The 19,502-nt window shown below is 45.5% G+C and carries 17 protein-coding genes; 5 read left to right on the top strand and 12 right to left on the bottom strand.

Annotated elements, in window-relative coordinates; genetic code table 11:
• Positions 1-24: 24 nt before the first annotated feature.
• The 5 genes from gshB to AOT82_RS11180 all read right to left on the bottom strand — a co-directional run bounded on the left by gshB (position 25) and on the right by AOT82_RS11180 (position 5,968).
• Positions 25-996 (bottom strand): glutathione synthase, encoded by a 972-nt coding sequence (gshB, locus tag AOT82_RS11200; RefSeq protein ID WP_071003766.1) that lies wholly within the window; start codon positions 994-996, stop codon positions 25-27.
• 64 nt (positions 997-1,060) lie between these two features.
• Positions 1,061-1,777, bottom strand: a complete 717-nt coding sequence (gene pyrE / locus AOT82_RS11195; RefSeq protein ID WP_071003042.1) for an orotate phosphoribosyltransferase — start codon at positions 1,775-1,777, stop codon at positions 1,061-1,063.
• A gap of 62 nt (positions 1,778-1,839) precedes the next feature.
• Complete coding sequence (locus AOT82_RS11190; RefSeq protein WP_071003041.1) at positions 1,840-2,838, bottom strand: hypothetical protein; 999 nt, start codon at positions 2,836-2,838, stop codon at positions 1,840-1,842.
• 73 nt (positions 2,839-2,911) lie between these two features.
• Complete coding sequence (locus AOT82_RS11185; protein ID WP_071003040.1) at positions 2,912-3,751, bottom strand: SDR family oxidoreductase; 840 nt, start codon at positions 3,749-3,751, stop codon at positions 2,912-2,914.
• Positions 3,752-3,811: 60 nt separating this feature from the next.
• The gene (locus AOT82_RS11180; RefSeq protein ID WP_156770992.1) at positions 3,812-5,968 is read right to left on the bottom strand and encodes an Lnb N-terminal periplasmic domain-containing protein; all 2,157 of its coding nucleotides are present in this window, start codon (positions 5,966-5,968) and stop codon (positions 3,812-3,814) included.
• Between the two features lie 157 nt (positions 5,969-6,125).
• Between AOT82_RS11180 and ampD the strand changes: the two genes are divergently transcribed.
• From ampD to AOT82_RS11165, 3 genes are all read left to right on the top strand, one after another.
• Positions 6,126-6,749, top strand: coding sequence for a 1,6-anhydro-N-acetylmuramyl-L-alanine amidase AmpD (gene ampD, locus AOT82_RS11175; protein ID WP_058024569.1), 624 nt, complete (start codon positions 6,126-6,128; stop codon positions 6,747-6,749).
• 124 nt (positions 6,750-6,873) lie between these two features.
• Positions 6,874-8,424 carry a murein biosynthesis integral membrane protein MurJ gene (murJ, locus tag AOT82_RS11170; protein WP_071003039.1) on the top strand — a complete coding sequence of 517 codons (1,551 nt, stop codon included), beginning with the start codon at positions 6,874-6,876 and terminating at the stop codon, positions 8,422-8,424.
• A 129-nt stretch (positions 8,425-8,553) separates the two neighbouring features.
• Positions 8,554-9,168, top strand: coding sequence for a hypothetical protein (locus AOT82_RS11165; RefSeq protein WP_071003038.1), 615 nt, complete (start codon positions 8,554-8,556; stop codon positions 9,166-9,168).
• 11 nt (positions 9,169-9,179) lie between these two features.
• On the opposite strand, the gene AOT82_RS11160 is transcribed toward AOT82_RS11165, so the two are convergent.
• Entirely contained in the window at positions 9,180-9,791 is a 612-nt protein-coding gene (locus AOT82_RS11160; RefSeq protein WP_071003037.1) for a GNAT family N-acetyltransferase, read from the bottom strand.
• A gap of 245 nt (positions 9,792-10,036) precedes the next feature.
• Here AOT82_RS11160 and ribF point away from each other — a divergent pair, with 245 nt between their 5' ends.
• Positions 10,037-11,104 carry a riboflavin biosynthesis protein RibF gene (gene ribF / locus AOT82_RS11155; protein WP_071003036.1) on the top strand — a complete coding sequence of 356 codons (1,068 nt, stop codon included), beginning with the start codon at positions 10,037-10,039 and terminating at the stop codon, positions 11,102-11,104.
• Positions 11,105-11,290: 186 nt separating this feature from the next.
• Here ribF and AOT82_RS11150 read toward each other — a convergent pair whose 3' ends face one another.
• From AOT82_RS11150 to AOT82_RS11135, 4 genes are all read right to left on the bottom strand, one after another.
• Positions 11,291-11,530, bottom strand: coding sequence for a DUF2789 domain-containing protein (locus AOT82_RS11150; protein WP_058025028.1), 240 nt, complete (start codon positions 11,528-11,530; stop codon positions 11,291-11,293).
• 285 nt (positions 11,531-11,815) lie between these two features.
• Positions 11,816-12,805, bottom strand: a complete 990-nt coding sequence (locus tag AOT82_RS11145; RefSeq protein WP_178379285.1) for a malate dehydrogenase — start codon at positions 12,803-12,805, stop codon at positions 11,816-11,818.
• A 406-nt stretch (positions 12,806-13,211) separates the two neighbouring features.
• The gene (locus AOT82_RS11140) at positions 13,212-13,853 is read right to left on the bottom strand and encodes a hypothetical protein (protein ID WP_058025029.1); all 642 of its coding nucleotides are present in this window, start codon (positions 13,851-13,853) and stop codon (positions 13,212-13,214) included.
• Positions 13,854-14,317: 464 nt separating this feature from the next.
• Entirely contained in the window at positions 14,318-16,438 is a 2,121-nt protein-coding gene (locus AOT82_RS11135; protein ID WP_071003035.1) for a lytic transglycosylase domain-containing protein, read from the bottom strand.
• Between the two features lie 347 nt (positions 16,439-16,785).
• Here AOT82_RS11135 and miaB point away from each other — a divergent pair, with 347 nt between their 5' ends.
• Positions 16,786-18,279 carry a tRNA (N6-isopentenyl adenosine(37)-C2)-methylthiotransferase MiaB gene (gene miaB / locus AOT82_RS11130; protein WP_071003034.1) on the top strand — a complete coding sequence of 498 codons (1,494 nt, stop codon included), beginning with the start codon at positions 16,786-16,788 and terminating at the stop codon, positions 18,277-18,279.
• A 100-nt stretch (positions 18,280-18,379) separates the two neighbouring features.
• On the opposite strand, the gene AOT82_RS11125 is transcribed toward miaB, so the two are convergent.
• Complete coding sequence (locus tag AOT82_RS11125; protein WP_227517145.1) at positions 18,380-18,616, bottom strand: hypothetical protein; 237 nt, start codon at positions 18,614-18,616, stop codon at positions 18,380-18,382.
• A gap of 102 nt (positions 18,617-18,718) precedes the next feature.
• Positions 18,719-19,447, bottom strand: coding sequence for a LysE family translocator (locus AOT82_RS11120; protein ID WP_071003033.1), 729 nt, complete (start codon positions 19,445-19,447; stop codon positions 18,719-18,721).
• Positions 19,448-19,502: the final 55 nt, after the last annotated feature.

Here is a 19,502-nt window from a genome sequence, read left to right as displayed (position 1 = left end):
ACATCTGTCTTAGACTGTCTAAAACTATACCGTAAATTTATTTTCGATTGCCATGATAAAGTCGGTCGCGATATCGGTACCGCACTGATCATCAATCTCACGTACGCACGTTGGGCTGGTGACATTAATCTCAGTAATACGCCCACCGATCAAGTCCAAACCCACGAACATCAGACCTTTTTCTTTGACAATCGGCGCCACAACTTCTGCCACTTGACGCTCAATATCGGTTAATGGCATCGCCACACCGCGACCACCTGCGGCAAGATTGCCACGGGTCTCGCCTTTGCTTGGGATACGCGCCAAGCTATAGTCGACCACAACGCCATCTACAATAAGTACGCGTTTATCACCTGCTTTAATCTCTGGCAAATAACGCTGCGCCATGATTGGTAAAGTCTCAAGCTCAGTCAGCACCTCAATCGTCACGCCAATATTTGGACTATCAGCAGTCAGACGGAAGATACCCGTACCGCCCATACCATCTAGCGGCTTAACGATGACATCTTGATGCTCAGCGATAAACTTGCGAATGTGAGCCTGTTTGCTGGTCACAATCGTTGGGCTCATATACTCACTAAACCACGTCGCAAATAATTTCTCATTACAATCACGGATGGCTTGCGGATCGTTGACCACGAGCACGCCTGCTGCTTTGGCATGATCAAGCATATAAGTGGCATAAATAAAGCGCATATCAAACGGTGGGTCTTTGCGCATCAAAATCACGTCATAGTCAGCAACTGAGCCTGTCGTTTTATCACCCAGTGTATAAAAATCTGCAGGATCACGCTTCACCGTAAGCGGCTGAGTATCGACCATTAATTGTCCACGGTCCAACCACAAGTCATGAATCTGACAGTAACCAAGCTGATGACCACGGTCTTGAGCGGCCCACATCATAGCGAGACTGGTGTCTTTTTTATAATTGACCCGCTCGATAGGATCCATAATGACGAGTATTTTTAGCGATTTTTCTTGGTTTTGTTGGCTCATTGTTTGACTCATGGTAGGGCTCACTTACGTTATATTATTAGTATAAAACAGGCTCAGTGCCTAACTATACGCCGTACTGCTCACGGTAATGTTGCATTTTGGCTAACTGGGTCGCGTCTTTATGTTGGCCGTTTTGTGCACCATGGTCATCTGCCAGATAACTGATTAAATCGTCAATATCAACCAATGCACGCACTGGCACTGCTAATGTGGCAGCAAGCTCTTGAATAGCAGAGTGCTCAGCTTGGCCTTTTTCTTTGCGATCAAGCGCGACGATAATACCCGCAACGCTTGCTCCTGCTTGCTCTAAAATCTCGACCACTTCACGCATCGCTGTGCCTGCTGTGATGACATCGTCAAGCACCCAAACAGCCTTTCCACTTACGTCAGCACCGACCAAATTGCCCCCTTCACCGTGGGTTTTGGCTTCTTTACGATTGTAACCCCATTTTGCATTGATGCCATGATGTAGCCATAACGCTTGGGCGGTCGCTGCGACAAAAGGAATACCTTTATAAGCCGCACCAAAGATGACTAGCTCTTGCTCATTACCGTCATTATTTGCCGCAATTATCTGTTCAGCTAAGGCATCTGCATAACCACGTGCTAGCAGTGATAACATCTCACCCGTTGCAAGCAGACCTGCATTAAAAAAATATGGACTGATACGACCAGACTTGAGGACAAACTCGCCGAATTTAAGTACTTGGTTATCTAAAGCCAGTTGAATAAATTGATGAGATGAAAACGTTGGGTCTTGCAGGCGCGATACGTGAGACATGATGACATTCCTATGGGCAAAAAGAGGGGCGAAAAAATTTGCATTATTGTACGCATTATTGATCAGCTTGACCAACCGTTGATCTCGTAATCCTGCATATTGGCATAGCGAGTCAACAAACCACTACGCGACGAGATATTAAAATAACTCTGTCCATCTGCCCGCACTTGTATCTCCCAGCCTAAATGATACGCAGCAACAATGATGTGACCAGCAAATATCCGGATCTGACGATATGCGTGGCGCTGCGTAGGCTCACAGACAATCTGACTGAGCAAATAACTACGTACGTGCTGGCAAATTTGCGCGGCACTATAGCTATGATTGATACTTTTACGAGTACTACATTGCTTTAGCGCATGGACAGCAGCGCTACAGGCCATAATATCTGTCGCCAAACTGCCCTCGCCTGTCTCAAATTGCTGCGGTTGCAAAATCACTTGCCAATCATCGGCATACAGGCTACTCAGCAGTTCATCAGGATTATAGCGTTTGATCAATGCGCGCAGAGAGGCTAAAGACTCGTTAACTTTGTCATTGTTATTTGGCTCAGCCATCTCGTCGCTATCAGCAGAGCCAAACCCATAACGATTGAGTTTTGGATAGGTACGAATCGCCTGCTGGATATCTGACATATCTAATAATGTCATCTTTGATAATGGCGATAATAAGGGCTGATCACTGTGATTTTGATAAAAGCTATCAGGCAATTCGACAAGCTGTGCCGCCTTGAGTAACGATAGATGCTCCGCCAAGGCTTCTGACGCAATCAGCGACCATTTTGATAAGCTATCTGCATTAGGCTGATAGAACCGCGTCGAATTACCATAAAGCCGGCGCAGCTGACCATCTAGGAGACGAGCAGGCTCAGGAATATCACTCAATGGTCTGGCGGGATCAAGGGGGGATCGTTTGGGATCAAAGTTCGGATGTACGATCGCAGGTTGCTGTGAATCAGCTAGCATAAAAGACTGCCCAGCATCGCCTTTTGTGAGCTTGCTACCTTCTGCTGCCAGACTGGCATGAGACAAATGGTCATCAGAAGTAAACGGCTGAGTCATGAAATCTCCATAAACTATCACATATAAAACGAACAAAAACGTTCAAACCGAACAATGATCTTAACGCTAAAAACTACGCTTGATGGTCTAAAATATCACGATAGCCTGTCTGCCAATCAGCGTACTCAAGCCAAGCTAAAGGAATGTTGCTATGTAAACGCTTTCCTGTCACTGATGTCTTTTTTTCATCGATAGTAGGCGCGGCTTCGCCGATTTGTTCACTCAACCAAACACCAAGCTCAAAAGTGGTCACAGGTCTGTAGTCTGTCGCAAGATAGAGTGGCTTTGGTGCGGCTGTCGTCAACACATTGGCAATGATAGTGACCAAGTCGCGATCCATAATACGATTGCTCCAATGCTCGGCGGCTACTGGCTCTTTTTGTGGCTCGCGCGCTTTACGCACGCGCATAAGGCGCTCACGTCCATAAATGCCGCTAGGTCGAATGATGATGGCTTTATCACCAAAGCTTTGCTGCAGTGCTTGTTCGGCTTGTAATATAACCTTTGATGCGTCACGCTCAGGCGTCATAGGTTCAGTATGCTCATCGATCCATTCGCCATTGTCTTGACCGTAAACACCAGTAGAAGAAATAAACACGACGCGCTGCAGGTTCGCCAGATTAGCAGAAAGCGTTGCCAAATGCTGGCTGATCGCTAAGTAACTGTCATGATAACCGCTGGTCGAATACTCATCAGGGGTGACGATAATCGCAATATAGGTAAATGATTGCAGCTGCTCGCTCGTCAGAGTCAGCGCATCAGCCTGCAAAAAATGGGCGCTATCCACTAATGCATAATGATGACGCTCACTACGAGCCAGCCCTGTCACCGAAAAGCCGTCTTGTGCCAGCTTATTGGTAACAGGCAAGCCGATATCACCTTGCCCGATAATAAGTATATTTGGTGTACTCATAAAGCATCTTTCCTTTTATACCACTTATACAACGATTACAGCGCTAAAAGATAACTCTACTTAAAAATACCGTCTGTATGACAGCTGTATATCCTCATTCGCATCGACGCGCTCTTGCCAGTCGTAGCTGGCATTGATACGTAGTGCTTGTTTTTTATCAATATCGTATTGTAAACCGAGGCTTGAGATCGGTTGCCAATAATGACCACGAACGTTGGACTCATCGCTGCTGCCATGATACCAATATGGCAATTGCAATTCAGCTTGCGCGCGTAACTGATTGTTAATCTGATAACGACAGCCGGCATTAACGCCTGCCCCTACCCGAAAGCCTTTATTGATAGCGCGCCCTGCTTGCGCGGTCCCGGCCAAAAACGTATAGCATAGTTGCGGCGGCATCTGACCCGTACCACTGCTTGGCGTACCAAATGCCCACGACCAGCCCGTCTCATAACCCACACTACCCACCAGATGATCTCGCCCGCCCTCTTGTGAGCCATCATTCACTCGCGTCGCCTCAATGCTTGTACCCCACGTTTTGCCTTTTTTGCCAGCATTGATAGGATTAAAAGAGCGTCCACGAATCAAAGTCGCATTTTGCAAGACCACGCTGTCTGGTTGATTGGGCTTATCATCATCTGTGTCATATAGACGTAAGGTCGCAGCTACCCCTTCTAAATTAAAAAACTGTGAATACCCTGACGCGTGGTCAAGCGTATCATGAAACCCTGCTCTAAACCCAATATCGATATAGTCATTGTCACCGCGCTGACCGATAGCTATCACTCCCAACTGTAGTGGATGCCTATCTATTGGGTTATTATCCGATACCTCGATTTGACGTTTGCGTAACCGTTGTCCATCATCTGATAGGCTTGATACAGGATTGATCTGTGCCGATTTTATCTCATTTAAGGTTTGTTTGGCGCTGTTATAATAGCCCAACTGCGCGCGTTGTTGCTTAACGTCATTAAGCTGAGCTTGACGCAACGTATTGTCGGCCGGTGTATAAGTGGCATTTGCCAAAAGATTTTGACTGTTTAATAACTGAATGACATCAGAGGGCACGACCACATAAGCCAGTTGCTTCAATAAATTCTGCTGCGGACGAATAACGTCAATCAGGCGCAGAATCTCAGAAGCACAATTATCCGTGGTAAAGTAATATGGCATTTTTAGCGACTTGGTCTCCCAAACATGGCGCATAACCTGCTGTACTTCACTAGATGTCAGATTCAACTGATACGTCCACGTATCACGCTCGTCATCTTGTAGATACTTTGCGAGCTTTTGGGGATAAGGATCAATCTCGATAGCACTGTCATAACTGCCAATCATGGATTTGGTCGCATAGATTGGAAAGCTATCGTTTGGATCACCATCCACCGTATAATTGAGCGCATACGCCTGACTGATTTGATTGGGATCTGCTACGCTCGATTTTGAATCAATGCGCAATAACGTATGACCAAAGGCAGAGAGTGGGTTGTCCAAATACTCCTCAGCAAACACAATAGATAACTGCTCAGGCGCCAATGTCGACATCCAGTCATCCAGCTCTGGACACTCAGCCGATAGACTCGCATCATCGATAGACAGCGTCTCTTTTAGCCATGCCACTCGTGCTGGGAAACGGCACAGAACGGAATTATTATTGGCTTGAGTTTTTATATGAATGTTTGCTTGGTTATTACCAGTTGTCTGCGATGTGAATTCTTTTGCCAGTGCGACTAGTGTCGCGTCTAATTCTGCGGCTGAATCCTGCTGACCGTTATCACTCAAAAAAAAGCGTGGATCATCGACCAAACTCTCCGTTTTCTTTTTAGATAAAATGCTGCTTTGATCATCGTAAAAATACAATAAGCGTCGCCATATTGTATGCTGTGCTAGATTGTCAGTTTTTGCCTGTCGACGCCATGTTGCCAGTAACTGCTCTGTCGCCATATCTGACCCAGACGCAGTATTATTTTGAGTATTGTTTCCATTATTACTGAGAGTAGATGTCTCAATGCGAACAGCATCTTCAGCGTCACGAGGTGACGTACTATCTGATAATTCAGATGAGAGCGCTCCTTCGGTAACCAATAAAGGCGTCGGTAAAAATGCCTGCGTGTTTGCAGAAAACAATAGCGCCGCTATCGCCATTGGCAGTCGCGCTCGCTGACCAATGGTTATTAGAGTATAAGTTCCAGACGTAGACATCGGTTTTATAGACATGAGGCAGGCTCTCACACGTTATTATTTATACGCTATTCGCGCTGTGAAGGTTTATTCTGCTAGAGACTCAAATGATATAAGCAAGCTGCGACCATCTAACTACTTTGATAAACTTTCTATCACAACATCACCAATACTGTTATAAAAAGAGAGCTTTATGCCCGATTCATCATTATCTACATTGCCAATGACAATCACAGATGGTTTGCTGTCAGCCGCTACTTGGCTGGCCTCACCAAACTACAATATCAGGCCAAAAGGTCTAAGTATTGATGCCATCATTATTCATAATATTAGCCTACCACCCAATGAGTTTGGTGCGTGCGACTCTAGCGGCACGCATTATGTAAAAGCATTATTCACTAATCAATTAGATTGGGATGCGCACCCTTATTTTCAGACAATCAAAGGCGCAGAAGTGTCAGCGCACCTGTTTATTGAGCGTGACGGGGCTATCACTCAGTTTGTCAATTTTAACGAACGCGCTTGGCACGCTGGACGCTCTAGCTACTTAGGCCGACCTGAATGTAATGATTATAGCATTGGCATTGAGCTTGAAGGGTCAGATTTTGTGTCCTTCACCTCTGCTCAATATGAGAAGCTCGCAGCGGTAATCGCGGCTATTTATGAAGCGTACCCGAAAACGCAGCGACATTTGACAGGGCACAGTGATATTGCGCCAGGGCGTAAGACGGATCCTGGTGATTATTTTGAATGGGCAAGGTTGCGGGAGCTAGTTGCAGGGTTATTACGAAATAACTCTTTATCACTGCAAAAATGATTTCCACATCCAATCCATTTATCTCCGTGATGAAAGTGCTATAATTCGTCAGTTTTTTTGCAACAGCAAATCAGCACACTAGCTCTTACACAACCCTGTACACAACTTAGCAAGATAGGTTCTCATGGCAAAAAGTCGGTTATTTCGTTCAACCATGGTGGTCAGCAGCATGACCATGTTATCGCGTATTTTAGGTTTGGTACGCGATGTCGTATTGCTAGGGGTTTTTGGGGCTGGCGGTTTGATGGACGCCTTTTTGGTCGCCTTCAAAATCCCAAACTTTTTGCGACGACTGTTTGCTGAAGGGGCGTTTAGCCAAGCATTCGTTCCTGTGCTGTCCGAGTACAAGGAAAAGTACAGCTTACAGCAAGTACAGATTTTAGTCAGTCGCACCTCGGGCGCACTCTTGCTGGTGTTGTCGATGCTGACAGTTGTTGTTATCTTAATCGCGCCTTGGGTAGTGACGTTGTTTGCCCCCGGGTTTGCCGATCAACCTGACAAATTTGCCATTACCGCTGAATTACTCCGCCTTACCTTCCCTTATTTGCTGTTTATTTCTATGACGGCTTTTGCCAGTGGTATTTTGCAAAGTTATGGTCGTTTTGCTGCGCCCGCCTTTGCCCCAGTCCTATTGAATTTATGTATGATTGGTGGTGCGCTGATTTTGGCGCCGATGTTTGATACGCCTATTATGGCGCTTGGCTATTCCGTGGCGATCGCAGGACTATTGCAATTCTTAATACAACTGCCTCAGCTATGGCAACAAAAACTACTGGTCGCGCCCAAGATTGACTTTCAGCACGAGGGCGTTCGCCGCATTCTAAAATTAATGCTGCCGGCTATCTTTGGTGTGTCTGTCACTCAGATTAACTTATTGCTGAACACCGTTTTTGCCTCATTGATGATTGGTGGTTCGGTGTCTTGGCTCTACGCGGCTGAGCGTATGAGCGAGCTACCACTAGGGCTAATTGGTGTGGCGATTGGTACGGTCATATTACCAAGTCTGTCAAAAAGTGAAGCGCAAAAAGACGATGTTAGTTTCAAAAAGACCATCGACTGGGCCGCGCGCCTTATCATTTTGGTCGGTGTGCCTGCCTCGGCTGCGCTCTTTGTACTCGCAGATGTGCTGATGCAAGCCCTGTTCTTACGTGGTGAGTTCACCCTTCGTGATGCCCAGATGAGTGCACTGGCATTGCGTAGTATGGCAGGTGGTATCTTAGGATTCATGCTGATCAAGATCTTTGCCCCTGCATTTTTTGCGCGTCAAGACACCAGAACACCTGTCAAAATCGGCATCATTTCTGTTATTGCCAACATGGTATTTAGTGTCATTTTTATCGGGATATTTTATTTCTTAGAAATGCCATTACATGGTGGCCTAGCCTTGGCAACGACGGGCGCAGCGTTCGTAAACGCAGGCTTGCTCTATTACTTCTTACACAAGCGCGATATTTTCCGTTTTGGCCCCCATTGGAACAAACTATTCACACAGTTTGCCATTTCGACTGGCTCCATGATCGGCGTACTTTATCTCATGTTACCCTACTTTCCTACTGATGAAGCCCAGTGGCAACGCATCATCGCACTCATGATTATGTGTGTCGCCGGAGCGCTCGTTTATGGCGTGGTATTGCTAGCGACAGGTGTCCGTCCTCGCCAGCTCAAACACGGTTAAGCCAACGTAGATATAGGCATGAGCTTGGCTTACGAAACCAAAACAAGCCTATCATCAGAATTGACAATGCTTGCCACCAATCGTTGTCATAATGACCTATTAATGAATAACTGACATTTGAGGTTCGATATGACAACGAAACAGCCACTCTTCCAGCGCTTACCGCTTCTCCTTGCAACAGGTGTACTCGGTACTGGACTACTGCTGAGCGGTTGCAGCAACAATGAGTCTGCAGTCACTGAAACTGCTACCAACAATGAAGAAGTTGCAGCTGTCGTTGATACTTCAGATACAGACACAGCTGAGCAAAAAGAGACAGCAGATAGCACAAGTGAAACGACTCAGGTCACAGATGATACTGAGAATACAACGACCGTTGATAATGACAATATCAATCCAGTCACTGCTCCGATTAACCAAAAAAGCCTAGTGACCAATCCGACCGAAGCGGGTACGCCAGAGGATACGGTCAAAAAAGCACTAAATACCTTGTATTATGGTGATGTGAAGGATGCGGCAGGCTACTATCAAGTAGATATGGCAAATTTTGAGCAAGAGCTTGCCAACACTCAATCGGCGTTTCAACAAACGGTCGATGGCGTGACGATTACTGATACAACGTACAATGATGACAAAACGCGTGCCACCATCACTGGCGAGTTGATGCTCAAAGGACAAAGCGACCCTGCACCATTGACCTATCAACTACAGAAAATAGATGGTCAATGGAAAATTTTGGGTTAAGGCATTTTGCTCTAATCATCTGCAATGTTGTCCGATGCCACGGCTTTACCAAGCATCACAACATCAGCGATAAACCCGTCCATATCACAAACTTCTGGCATATACCCCCACTGCTCAAAGCCAAGTTTACGGAACAGTCCCAAACTTGGCTGATTGTGGGCAAAGATAAGGGCAACGATATTTCTGATTCCTAAACTGGGCGCTTGCGTCAACATCCAGCGTGTCAACAGACTGCCCAACCCTTTACTCTGATAATCTTGGTTCAGATAGATGCTGATTTCAGTGCTGATATGATAAGCGGTACGCGCATATAAATCACTGAAACTGCCCCATGCAACAATTGGTAGTTTTGTACTCTGTCTATCGGCATCACCTTCTAGTAATGCTTTGACTACATAAATAGGTCTCGTTGGACTGTCTAAATGCTCATCGAACCAAGCTGTACGTTCTTCGAGCGTTACTAATGCCAAATTTGCCGTTGCTTGTTTGCCAGGAATACTTTGGTTATAAATCGCCAAGACTTCTGCCAAGTCTTCTTTACTGGCACGTTGTACCATAAACTGCTGGGTCAGCTGATGTGTCAACGGGGCAGTTGCTATGACATCTAAGGCAACATCGGACATAGAGTCTCCATATTAATTGGCATTATTATTGGTATTCATGATGATAGTAAAAAATCGTCATACTGATAATAGACGTATGTACAAACCATGAAATTCATAGAGCGTCATTCATACTTGCATTATCCGTAGACTATAGGATGTTAGTGTGGCTATTTTACTTTATAATGGCTAATTTTCGACACATCAATTTTGACCATAGATGTGTTTTTTCGTTTTTTATCTGGTCTCATCATAGCTGAAAACTTATGAAAACCTATTTTCTTGAGCAACTGATTGCATCATCAAATGCCGCGTCTACTACTAATGACCCAGTAGAGTTAGCGCCTTGTGTGCTCACTATTGGCAATTTTGATGGCGTACACCTTGGTCATCAGGCAATGCTGGCACAAGTTCGTGATATTGCGCATACCCAAAACTTGGACGCTGCGGTCATGATATTTGAGCCACAACCACGTGAGTTTTTTGAGCCAGCTAAAGCCCCTGCGCGTTTGACCAATCTAGCAGAAAAGCAGGCACTCCTAGCACAACATGGGGTTAAAACCTTAGTGGTGGCAGGTTTTGATGAGGACTTTCGCTCATTATCAGCACAAGCCTTTGCCGATATATTAGCCAAGCGCTTAAATGTAAAAGCGCTGGTACTAGGTGACGACTTCCGCTTCGGTCATGATCGTACTGGCGATAGTCAGTTTTTGCGCGATTATGGTTTGGATGTGACTAACCTACATACCATCACTGATAGCAATATTGACAACGACCACTTGAATGATGTCAATAATGAGGCTGCACGTATTAGCTCTACTCGCATCCGTGACTTGCTATTGGCAGGTGATATTCACGCTGCCAACATACTGCTGGACCGCGACTACGCCATTACGGGGTCGGTCGTCCGTGGCGATCAAATTGGTCGCACTATGGACTTTCCTACTGCCAATATTGATTTGCAGCGAATAAAACCCGCTTTGCACGGTATTTTTGCCGTTGATGTCGTCAGCTTAGATGAGAATGGAGAGGTCATACCTGATGGTTTAATAAAGCTGGCTACTGATAATAATATAGGCGTCGCAGGTTTGCGTCCACATAGTTTGTTCGGTACCGCTAACATTGGCAAAAGACCCTCTGTTGATAAAGGTGATGACTGGCGATTGGAAGTACACTTTCCCAAACTAAAAGCAGATTTGTACGGGTTGAATCTAGAAGTGCGCTTCTTGCACTTTTTGCATGGTGAGCGTCGCTACGATGGTTTGGACGCCTTGAAAGCGGGTATTCATCAAGATGTCACTGACCTACTAGAATGGCGTAATAATCAAGTTTAGCAGTCAGACGTACCTTACATTTTATCAAGTCCAAACTTTTTTGCTGTTGCGATTCCGGTATGTCCTTGACGATAGTATGCGATGACTTTGATCTTAAAGTCTAGATCGTAACGCATAAAAATACCCCATAAGTTGTGTCCAACTTATGGGGATCGGTTCACTATATTAGGTTTTTTATATCAGCTTTTAGGCATCAGGATGCATTCGTACATTTAACTCATCAATCGTCTCTACCCATGCTGCATCTTTTTGCCATTCTTCTTGCAAGAACATACGCTGGCTATCGGTCCAGAAATCAGCTTCTATCAATTTCTCTTCACTTGATAACTGGTTGTCTGCGATAAACTTATCAATTGCTTCATCAGAGCTATCTAGACCTAACTGAGCAAATAGCTCATTCATATTATATTCTGGCTCACCCAACATACTTTTCTCCTTAAATGGTGTAGTGGTAATTGTGCTTATTATTCAAATTAACCCATTTATTGTAGCAAGCTTTGTGCTAATAGCTGTTAATCAACGTTTATCTAACGTTATCAATTGTATAGGCAGCAAACAGATATTGCCATTTCAAGAGATGCGATAGATTACTTTTTATTTCATCATATTTTTTGGATAAAAAAACTTATAGACATAAAAGAGCCCTCCTATATTAAGAGGGCTTTTTTTTCACTCATTACTTAAGTTAAGACAGCTATATAACTGCTTAGCTTATGGTAGTAGGTGTGCTACTGCATCACGCTCTTCGCTCAGCTCTTGCTCAGTGGCGGCCATTTTCTCTTTTGAGAATTCTGATGACACATCAACGCCGTCTACGATAGACCAGTCGCCGTTTTTGCATGTGCATGGGAATGAGTAGATAAGGCCTTCAGCGATACCATATTCCCCATTTGAGTAAACACCCATAGAGACCCAATCGTTCTCGTCAGTACCGAGTGCCCACGTGCGCATATGGGCGATAGCAGCGTTGGCAGCAGAAGCTGCAGATGAGGCGCCGCGAGCTTTAATGATGGCCGCGCCGCGCTGCTGTACTTCTGGGATATACGTGTTTTCGTACCAATCACGATCAACCAACTCTAGCGCTGGTTTGCCATTGACAGTCGCAGCCGTTAGGTCTGGATACTGGGTCGATGAGTGGTTGCCCCAGATGGTCATGTTTTTGATGTCATTAACAGTGCTGTCAGTTTTTTCGGCTAGCTGTGCCATCGCACGGTTATGATCTAGGCGAGTCATGGCAGTAAAGTTACGTGGATCTAGGTCTGGTGCGTTACGCTGAGCGATTAGCGCGTTGGTGTTGGCAGGGTTACCGACGACCAATACTTTTACATCACGGCTAGCGACTTCGTTTAATGCTTTGCCTTGTGCTGAGAAAATCGCAGCGTTGGCTTCTAGTAAGTCCTTACGCTCCATACCTGGACCACGTGGACGGGCACCGACGAGTAACGCGTAGTCAGCATCTTTGAATGCCACATTTGCATCATCAGTTTGGACAATACCAGCAAGCAATGGGAATGCGCAGTCTTCTAGTTCCATGACCACACCCTTTAGGGCATCAAGCGCTGGTGTGATTTCAAGCAATTGCAAAATAACTGGCTGATCTTTACCTAGCATCTCGCCAGATGCAATACGAAATAGCATCGCGTAGCTGATATTACCAGCGGCACCAGTGACGGCAACACGTAAAGGCTGTTTCATTGACATTGAATACTCCCTAATTGATGATTAGATCATTCATGATTGTAATAGATGATTATCTTTTTAGATATCGACTTGTTTGCTGCACAAAGGCAGCGCTAAACCGAGAGCTAGTGTAGCACTTCGTTTGGCAAATCGTCTAGAGACAATCAGAGGCTTGCCGCGGATTCTCACGGATTATATTGTTACATTTTATACGAAAAGAATATCTATAAGCTCAGAGCCTATAAATAAAGGGCTGTATAATTTTTAGATACGGCCCATAGTATGTTTTATCGCTATGAGACGAGTAAATAAGAGCATAAAAATGACAATGTAATACGGGCAAGTTTACTCAGATTTTATTAAAAACAGTACCGAAAAGGATGTAGAAAAAGAACGGTAGACTATCTAAAAAATAGTTAAATAAAAGCTATCTACCACCTGAAATGATGAATTGGCTGCCGCAGTTATCTACAACATTGTGACAAGTGCCAAAACTGCTACCCTCATAGCACACATGGATATCCGTCAGTATCGATTGACGACGACTGCCTTCTTGGCAAATGAGATCGACACTATTTGATGACATACCACTATTTAGGCGCGTCATTTGACTAATAAATCGAGATTTAGAGACTGTATAACTGTTGCCCGTATTCAGCTCGTTAGGAAGCTTTAGTTCACCAGCGTAGTTAGTGATTTGTCGGAAGTAGCGACTGGCACTCAGTGGGCTACAAGCACCATAGCGCTGCCACGTTTGGCTACGTACTGTCGTATCAGGCATGATGCGATTGACAACCTTTAGTTGTAGTGGTGTCAAACGTGGCTCGCTACCACGACCACAGCGTTCGCCGTAGCCCATGTCTAAGCCTGAAACTGTTAACGAATAGCCTTCTAGACATTGACGCATGCGGGCTCTTGTCGGCTGCATGCTACATAGCGCGGGGGTCATCTCGACCATCAATACGCGCTGGCCAGCTTTGACCGTGCTCGCCGCATATGCTGGCGTAAGCATAAGACCTTGTATGATTAACAAAGCACCAAAACTCGTCGTTTTATTAACTTTACCCATATGATGCCTATTTTTCAAACTTCCACGGAACTGCACCAAGAAACTGGATGTCTTAAATTTTGAGCTTGTTTCTGCTTTCGTATTAGATGACCGGGGCACCTGAATCAGTAACGGTTGCCGAGTTTTCGATAATACAGGCAGTTTGAAGTATTTTTTGATCATAGGGCTGAGAGCAATTAGCAATGATAAAACATGGGCTATCACTTAAATCATTGTGCTAACAGCATTAAACACATAGCGATCTAAGAACAAGACTGAAGAACATACACGTCAATTAAAGCAATGGTAACAAAATGTCTTTTTTAATCTATAGCAAAAACGTAAACGTTGTCGTGCTCGTCAACAATTGCAAAATTAAGTTCAGTATTTATTGTATAAAGTACTAAGACTTGCTGCCATTTAGCCCATAAAAAATAGACCGTTAACTATAAAAGCTAGTGGTCTATTAAATACGAATTCACTGATTAAAAAGCAGCAGGTACTGTACCCATACGTTGACTGATTGGCTGACCACGACCCAGCAGACTACTATAGATAGTAGCGTTTTCCATCACGTGTTTGACATAGTTACGCGTTTCAGGAAAGGCAATCGATTCGACATATTGATCTGCGGCGATTGCGCCATAGGTTGGTTGCCAGCGTTTGGCATTATTAGGACCTGCGTTATAGCCTGCGGTTGCCAGTACTGGCTGATAGTTCAGTTTACTTAAGATATCACCCATATACCATGTACCATAACGGATATTGGTATCACCACTATTGGCACGGCTCGCACTATAAGTCTCACCTAAGTTACGCGCGATATATTTTGCCGTATCAGGCATGATTTGCATCAACCCACTGGCGCCTACATTTGAGCGCGCAGAAGACACAAAACGGCTCTCTTGACGCATGATGCCATAAGCCCACGCTGGATCAATGCCTGCTGATTGACTATAACGCACCACTGACTCTTGGTGTGGCATAGGGTGCGAAAGTGCCAAGCTATTAACTCTATCGGTATTATCGACGGCATAAATCGCCCGATCGAGCCAGCCCATGTCATACGCTTGACGCGCCGCCGCGATAATGAGATTGTCATCACGGTTATCGCGTGCTTGCTTCACAGCCCAGTTCCACTCGCGGTTGGCGTAGCCGCGACTCGCGTCAGAGTTGTATAGTGCAAATGCACGGGCAAAGTGTGGGTTTTGCATCACGCGCGCGCGGTCAGCGGTACTGACTTTAGGCAAATTGCTACCACCTAAGCGGCTGGCATCAAAGCGCTGACCGATCCTGTCTTTTGCCATCAAGCCATAGTAGTCATTATTTTTCGCTAGGTTTTGATACATTTTTTTGGCGGTATTGCGCTTACTGCTATTGCTTGATTGTTCATAGGCGCGTGCCAGCCAGTATTGCCACTGACCATCCTTCTGAATTTCACCATCCATTTTTGAAATAGCTTCAACCACATCATCCCAGCGGCCAAAGCGGATTGCCGCCATGGCATAGTCTTCCGCTTCTTCAAAGTTAAAGTCATCATCTAAGCTATTGCGGAACCAGTCTACTGCTTCAGCATTAAAACCGTCATCGGTATTGTGGTTCATGCGCTTCACGCCAAGCGTACGATAGGCGTAACGACGCGTTTCGTCATTTAATAACTTTATAGCGCGCTGATTGTCTTGCTTGATATCGAAGTCTAACTGCAGTGCCGCTTCTCGATAGGATTTATCTGCGACACGGCCAATAGCATATAGGTATAGGTATTGATTGGTTTGACTGGCGGGCTCGCGGCCAAAGCGGCTAAAAAACGATGAAGGATTGAGCTGAATTTCACTAAGCGCCGAATAGGCAATCGGTGTCCCTAAGCGCGATGACAATGCCATGATGTCGCCGGTCTTACCGACACGCAGCATCCGCTTGAGTCGAGCGGCGCGATCCTGATTGCTAATCAGCGCGTTGTTATTCATCTCCATCGCTAGCTGGTCACAAAGGGCTGGCTGCTTTTTGGTGGTTAGCCAAACATCAGATTTGGCAGCCATGGCACGCATGGTATCACCGCCATTATTGAACCCAAGGGCGATAGCGCAGCGCTCACTGGCATCAGCATTGGTAATCAGATTCGCCACTTGTCTGACAGAGGCGTAGTCATTCGACCCCGCTTTGGTCTCCGCAAAGTCAGCCACTAGCTTCTCGGCCATGACCGTATCTGGATACTGGCGTACAAACTGCGATACGGCCGCTGAACTTTGTGAATTGAGGTCTAGATTCATCCGCCAGTAAGTTGGATACATGGCAAATAGACCACCGCTCATGATTTGCTCATAATTATAGAGCGCACCCACATCCCCACGATCCGCTGCGATAGCCGCTGCCATAAATGAGTCAATACTACGGTCTTGCTGATAGTTGCTCTCTTGTTGGTAGCTTTCCTCATCGCCCCACGTCAACTCTGCACAAGCCACTTGTGACATACCAAGCGCGCTTATAGCGGTTGCCACACTCAATGCGCTTATCCACAACGAGCCTACTGTGAGTCGTTTCGACGTCTGCTTTTGACTGGTAAATTCTTCATCCTTGATGCTATGAGCAACACGCAACTTTGTCATACTGACTCTCTTTATGATGTTTCTATAAATATATGAATAACGGTTCGCTAAGTACCGCCAAGGGTATCGCAATCATCATACTATACTCATTGTGCTTTCAACTATCTCCTTTACCTTTTGTTAATAAATAGGAGAGCACGGTGTAACATAGAAATGATAACGAGCCTCAGTTTTTATAAATGGTAATATTAATCACAGTAAATAATTGATACTGCTATGAATTATTTATCATATTGACAACCCATCGCCTATGCTAATTTTTCACATTAGTACAGGGTTGTGATAAAATACGCCACCTGTTAATCGGCTACTCCGTTATATTTTTGGTCAATCATGGACTTCCCCTTATGAGTGTTACTGTATTCAATCCCCGCATCGATGACGATGCTGCTGCTGAGACGACTGTCACCGCACGTGCTGTCACTGCACTCAAGGAGCAAAGTTCAGCCCAAGCGCCCGTCGAAAAAGCCGCAACCAAGAAGGTATTCATCACCACCCAAGGCTGTCAGATGAATGTCTATGATTCAGACAAAATGCTCGATGTGCTCGGTGACTCGCACGGCATGCAAGTGACGCACAACATTGATGAAGCCGACGTGCTGTTGATGAATACCTGCTCTATCCGCGAAAAAGCGCAAGAAAAGGTGTTTTCAGAGCTTGGGCGCTGGCGCAAACTCAAAGAAAAACGTCCTGATCTCGTGATTGGCGTTGGTGGCTGCGTGGCCTCACAAGAAGGGGATAATATCCAAAAACGCGCGCCTTATGTGGATATGGTGTTTGGCCCGCAAACCTTGCACCGTCTGCCTGAGCTGTATGATCAATCCAACGATCAGCGCCACGTGTCACCCAAAAACCGTATCGGTACGATTGACGTATCCTTCCCCAGTATTGAAAAGTTTGACTTTTTGCCTGAGCCAAGAGTCGAAGGATATAAAGCCTTTGTCTCAATCATGGAAGGCTGCTCAAAATATTGCTCATTCTGCGTCGTTCCTTATACACGCGGTGAAGAATTGTCGCGTCCACTTGACGATGTGCTGGCTGAGATTGATAGCCTTGCCGCGCAAGGTATCCGCGAAATCAACCTACTTGGTCAAAACGTCAACGGCTATCGCGGCGAAAAAGACGATGGCAGTATTTGCCGTTTCGCTGAGCTGCTGCATTATGTCTCGCACGTCGATGGTGTGGAACGTATTCGTTATACCACCAGCCATCCGCTTGAGTTTACCGATGATATCATTGACGCTTATGCACAATTGCCAGAGCTGGTATCGCATCTGCATCTACCTGTACAAAGTGGCTCAAACGCGATTTTGGCGGCGATGAAACGCAACCATACCATCGATGTGTATATCGATCAGATCAATAAGCTCAAAGCCATCCGCCCAGACATTCACTTGTCGAGCGACTTTATCATTGGTTTCCCTGGTGAGACTGATGAGGATTTCCAAGACACGCTAAACTTAGCAAAAGAGCTGAACTTCGATCACTCGTACAGCTTTATCTACTCCAAGCGTCCGGGCACGCCAGCTGCTGAGTTACCAGATGATGTCAGCTTCACCACCAAAAAAGCGCGTTTGGCTGAGTTCCAAAAAGTGATCGTTGACTCGACATTGGCCAAAACGCATGAGATGGTCAGTACAACGACTCGCGTCTTGGTTGAACAAGTCGCCAATCGCCATCCAGACTGCCTAATCGGAACAGCAGACAACACCCGTACGGTGATGTTCCCTTACGATCCTGAGCGCAGTGATGAGCTGCTTGGTAAAATTGTCAGCGTACGTGTCACCGATTTTGTCAGTCCGCACATGGTAAAAGGCGAGCTAATCGAAGTATTAGCATAGTGGTTAAGTAACAATGGTTAAATTATAAGTTTGAGTAAGAATAAAAAAGCCGTTCACTATAATAGAGAACGGCTTTTTTGCGGGTGAATGTTAACCATCACTATTCTGATAACCAATCTGTCTTCCGTAGCTGCTGCTTGGTCTCGCGGCGACGTTTCTTGCGGACGATATCGATATCTTCTTTTTCATGAATACCACCCTTTCTTAACAGTGGATCAAGCGCCAAGTAATTACGCGGTTTGACAGTGCCTAGCGAGTGCTGTGCACCTGATTCAGTCTGCTTGTCTAACTGTCTCTCAATTTGTTTGGCTTTCTTTAACGTTTGTTTTAAGCTCATATAGTTACCTATTAGATCTCTTGCAAAAGTACCAGTTCATTGACTTCAACTGACGGAGTTACAAGGGCTGACGATGACTTATGCAAGAAGTCTAATAACTTTTTATAGCATAAAACTATTAATTACTTCAGCAAACAAGGCCGCTGCAATGATGATAAAGATAATGCCGCAACCACGATTAAGCCATGCTAAACGATTACCAACATCGAGCCAACTTGCCAGCTTTTTTCCGCCTAGCGTATAGACAATCTGCCAAATCGTTTCGCTCATGAATAGCCCAATGGTCAATAAGATATATTGCGGCCATAGTGGCGCACTAAAATTAATAAACTTAGGAAAGAACGCTGCGAAAAATAATATCGCTTTTGGATTAGATAAAGATACCCAAACCCCTGTACGGAATAAAGTGAGATTGCTGGGACTTGTCTTGACCGCAGCACTCGACAGCGAGCGCGGCTGCGGTGTAATAGCTTGACCTTCAAAAGCCCCATAGTCGGCCTCAACCTCAGCACTTAACTCCTTGGCATCGCTCATCAAGCTACCATCACCCGCATCACTCCATGAGCTGATGCCCAAATATACCAAGTATGCCGCGCCCACGGCTTTGATAATTGTGAGCAGCCATGGCGACTGGCGACTGATCACATCCAGCCCAAGTAAAGTCGATAGCAGCAAGATAAATAGCCCAAGGCTTAACCCTGCCAGCGTCCATAATGTGCGCTTGACGCCATAGTTCATGCCATACTGGAATGCCAACAACATGTTGGGACCTGGTGTTGCGGAAATCAAAAACGTACTTGCGAAAAATACTGCAAATAGATGCCAAGACATCAGCTAACCCCTACTTTGTTATATATAAATGCTTCTTATACGAACAGCCACATCG

This window comes from Psychrobacter sp. AntiMn-1, from assembly GCF_001854065.1.
GTDB lineage: Bacteria > Pseudomonadota > Gammaproteobacteria > Pseudomonadales > Moraxellaceae > Psychrobacter > Psychrobacter pacificensis.
The sequence above is the reverse complement of the archived record's forward strand: the minus strand, read 5'-3'. Positions and strand labels throughout refer to the sequence as shown.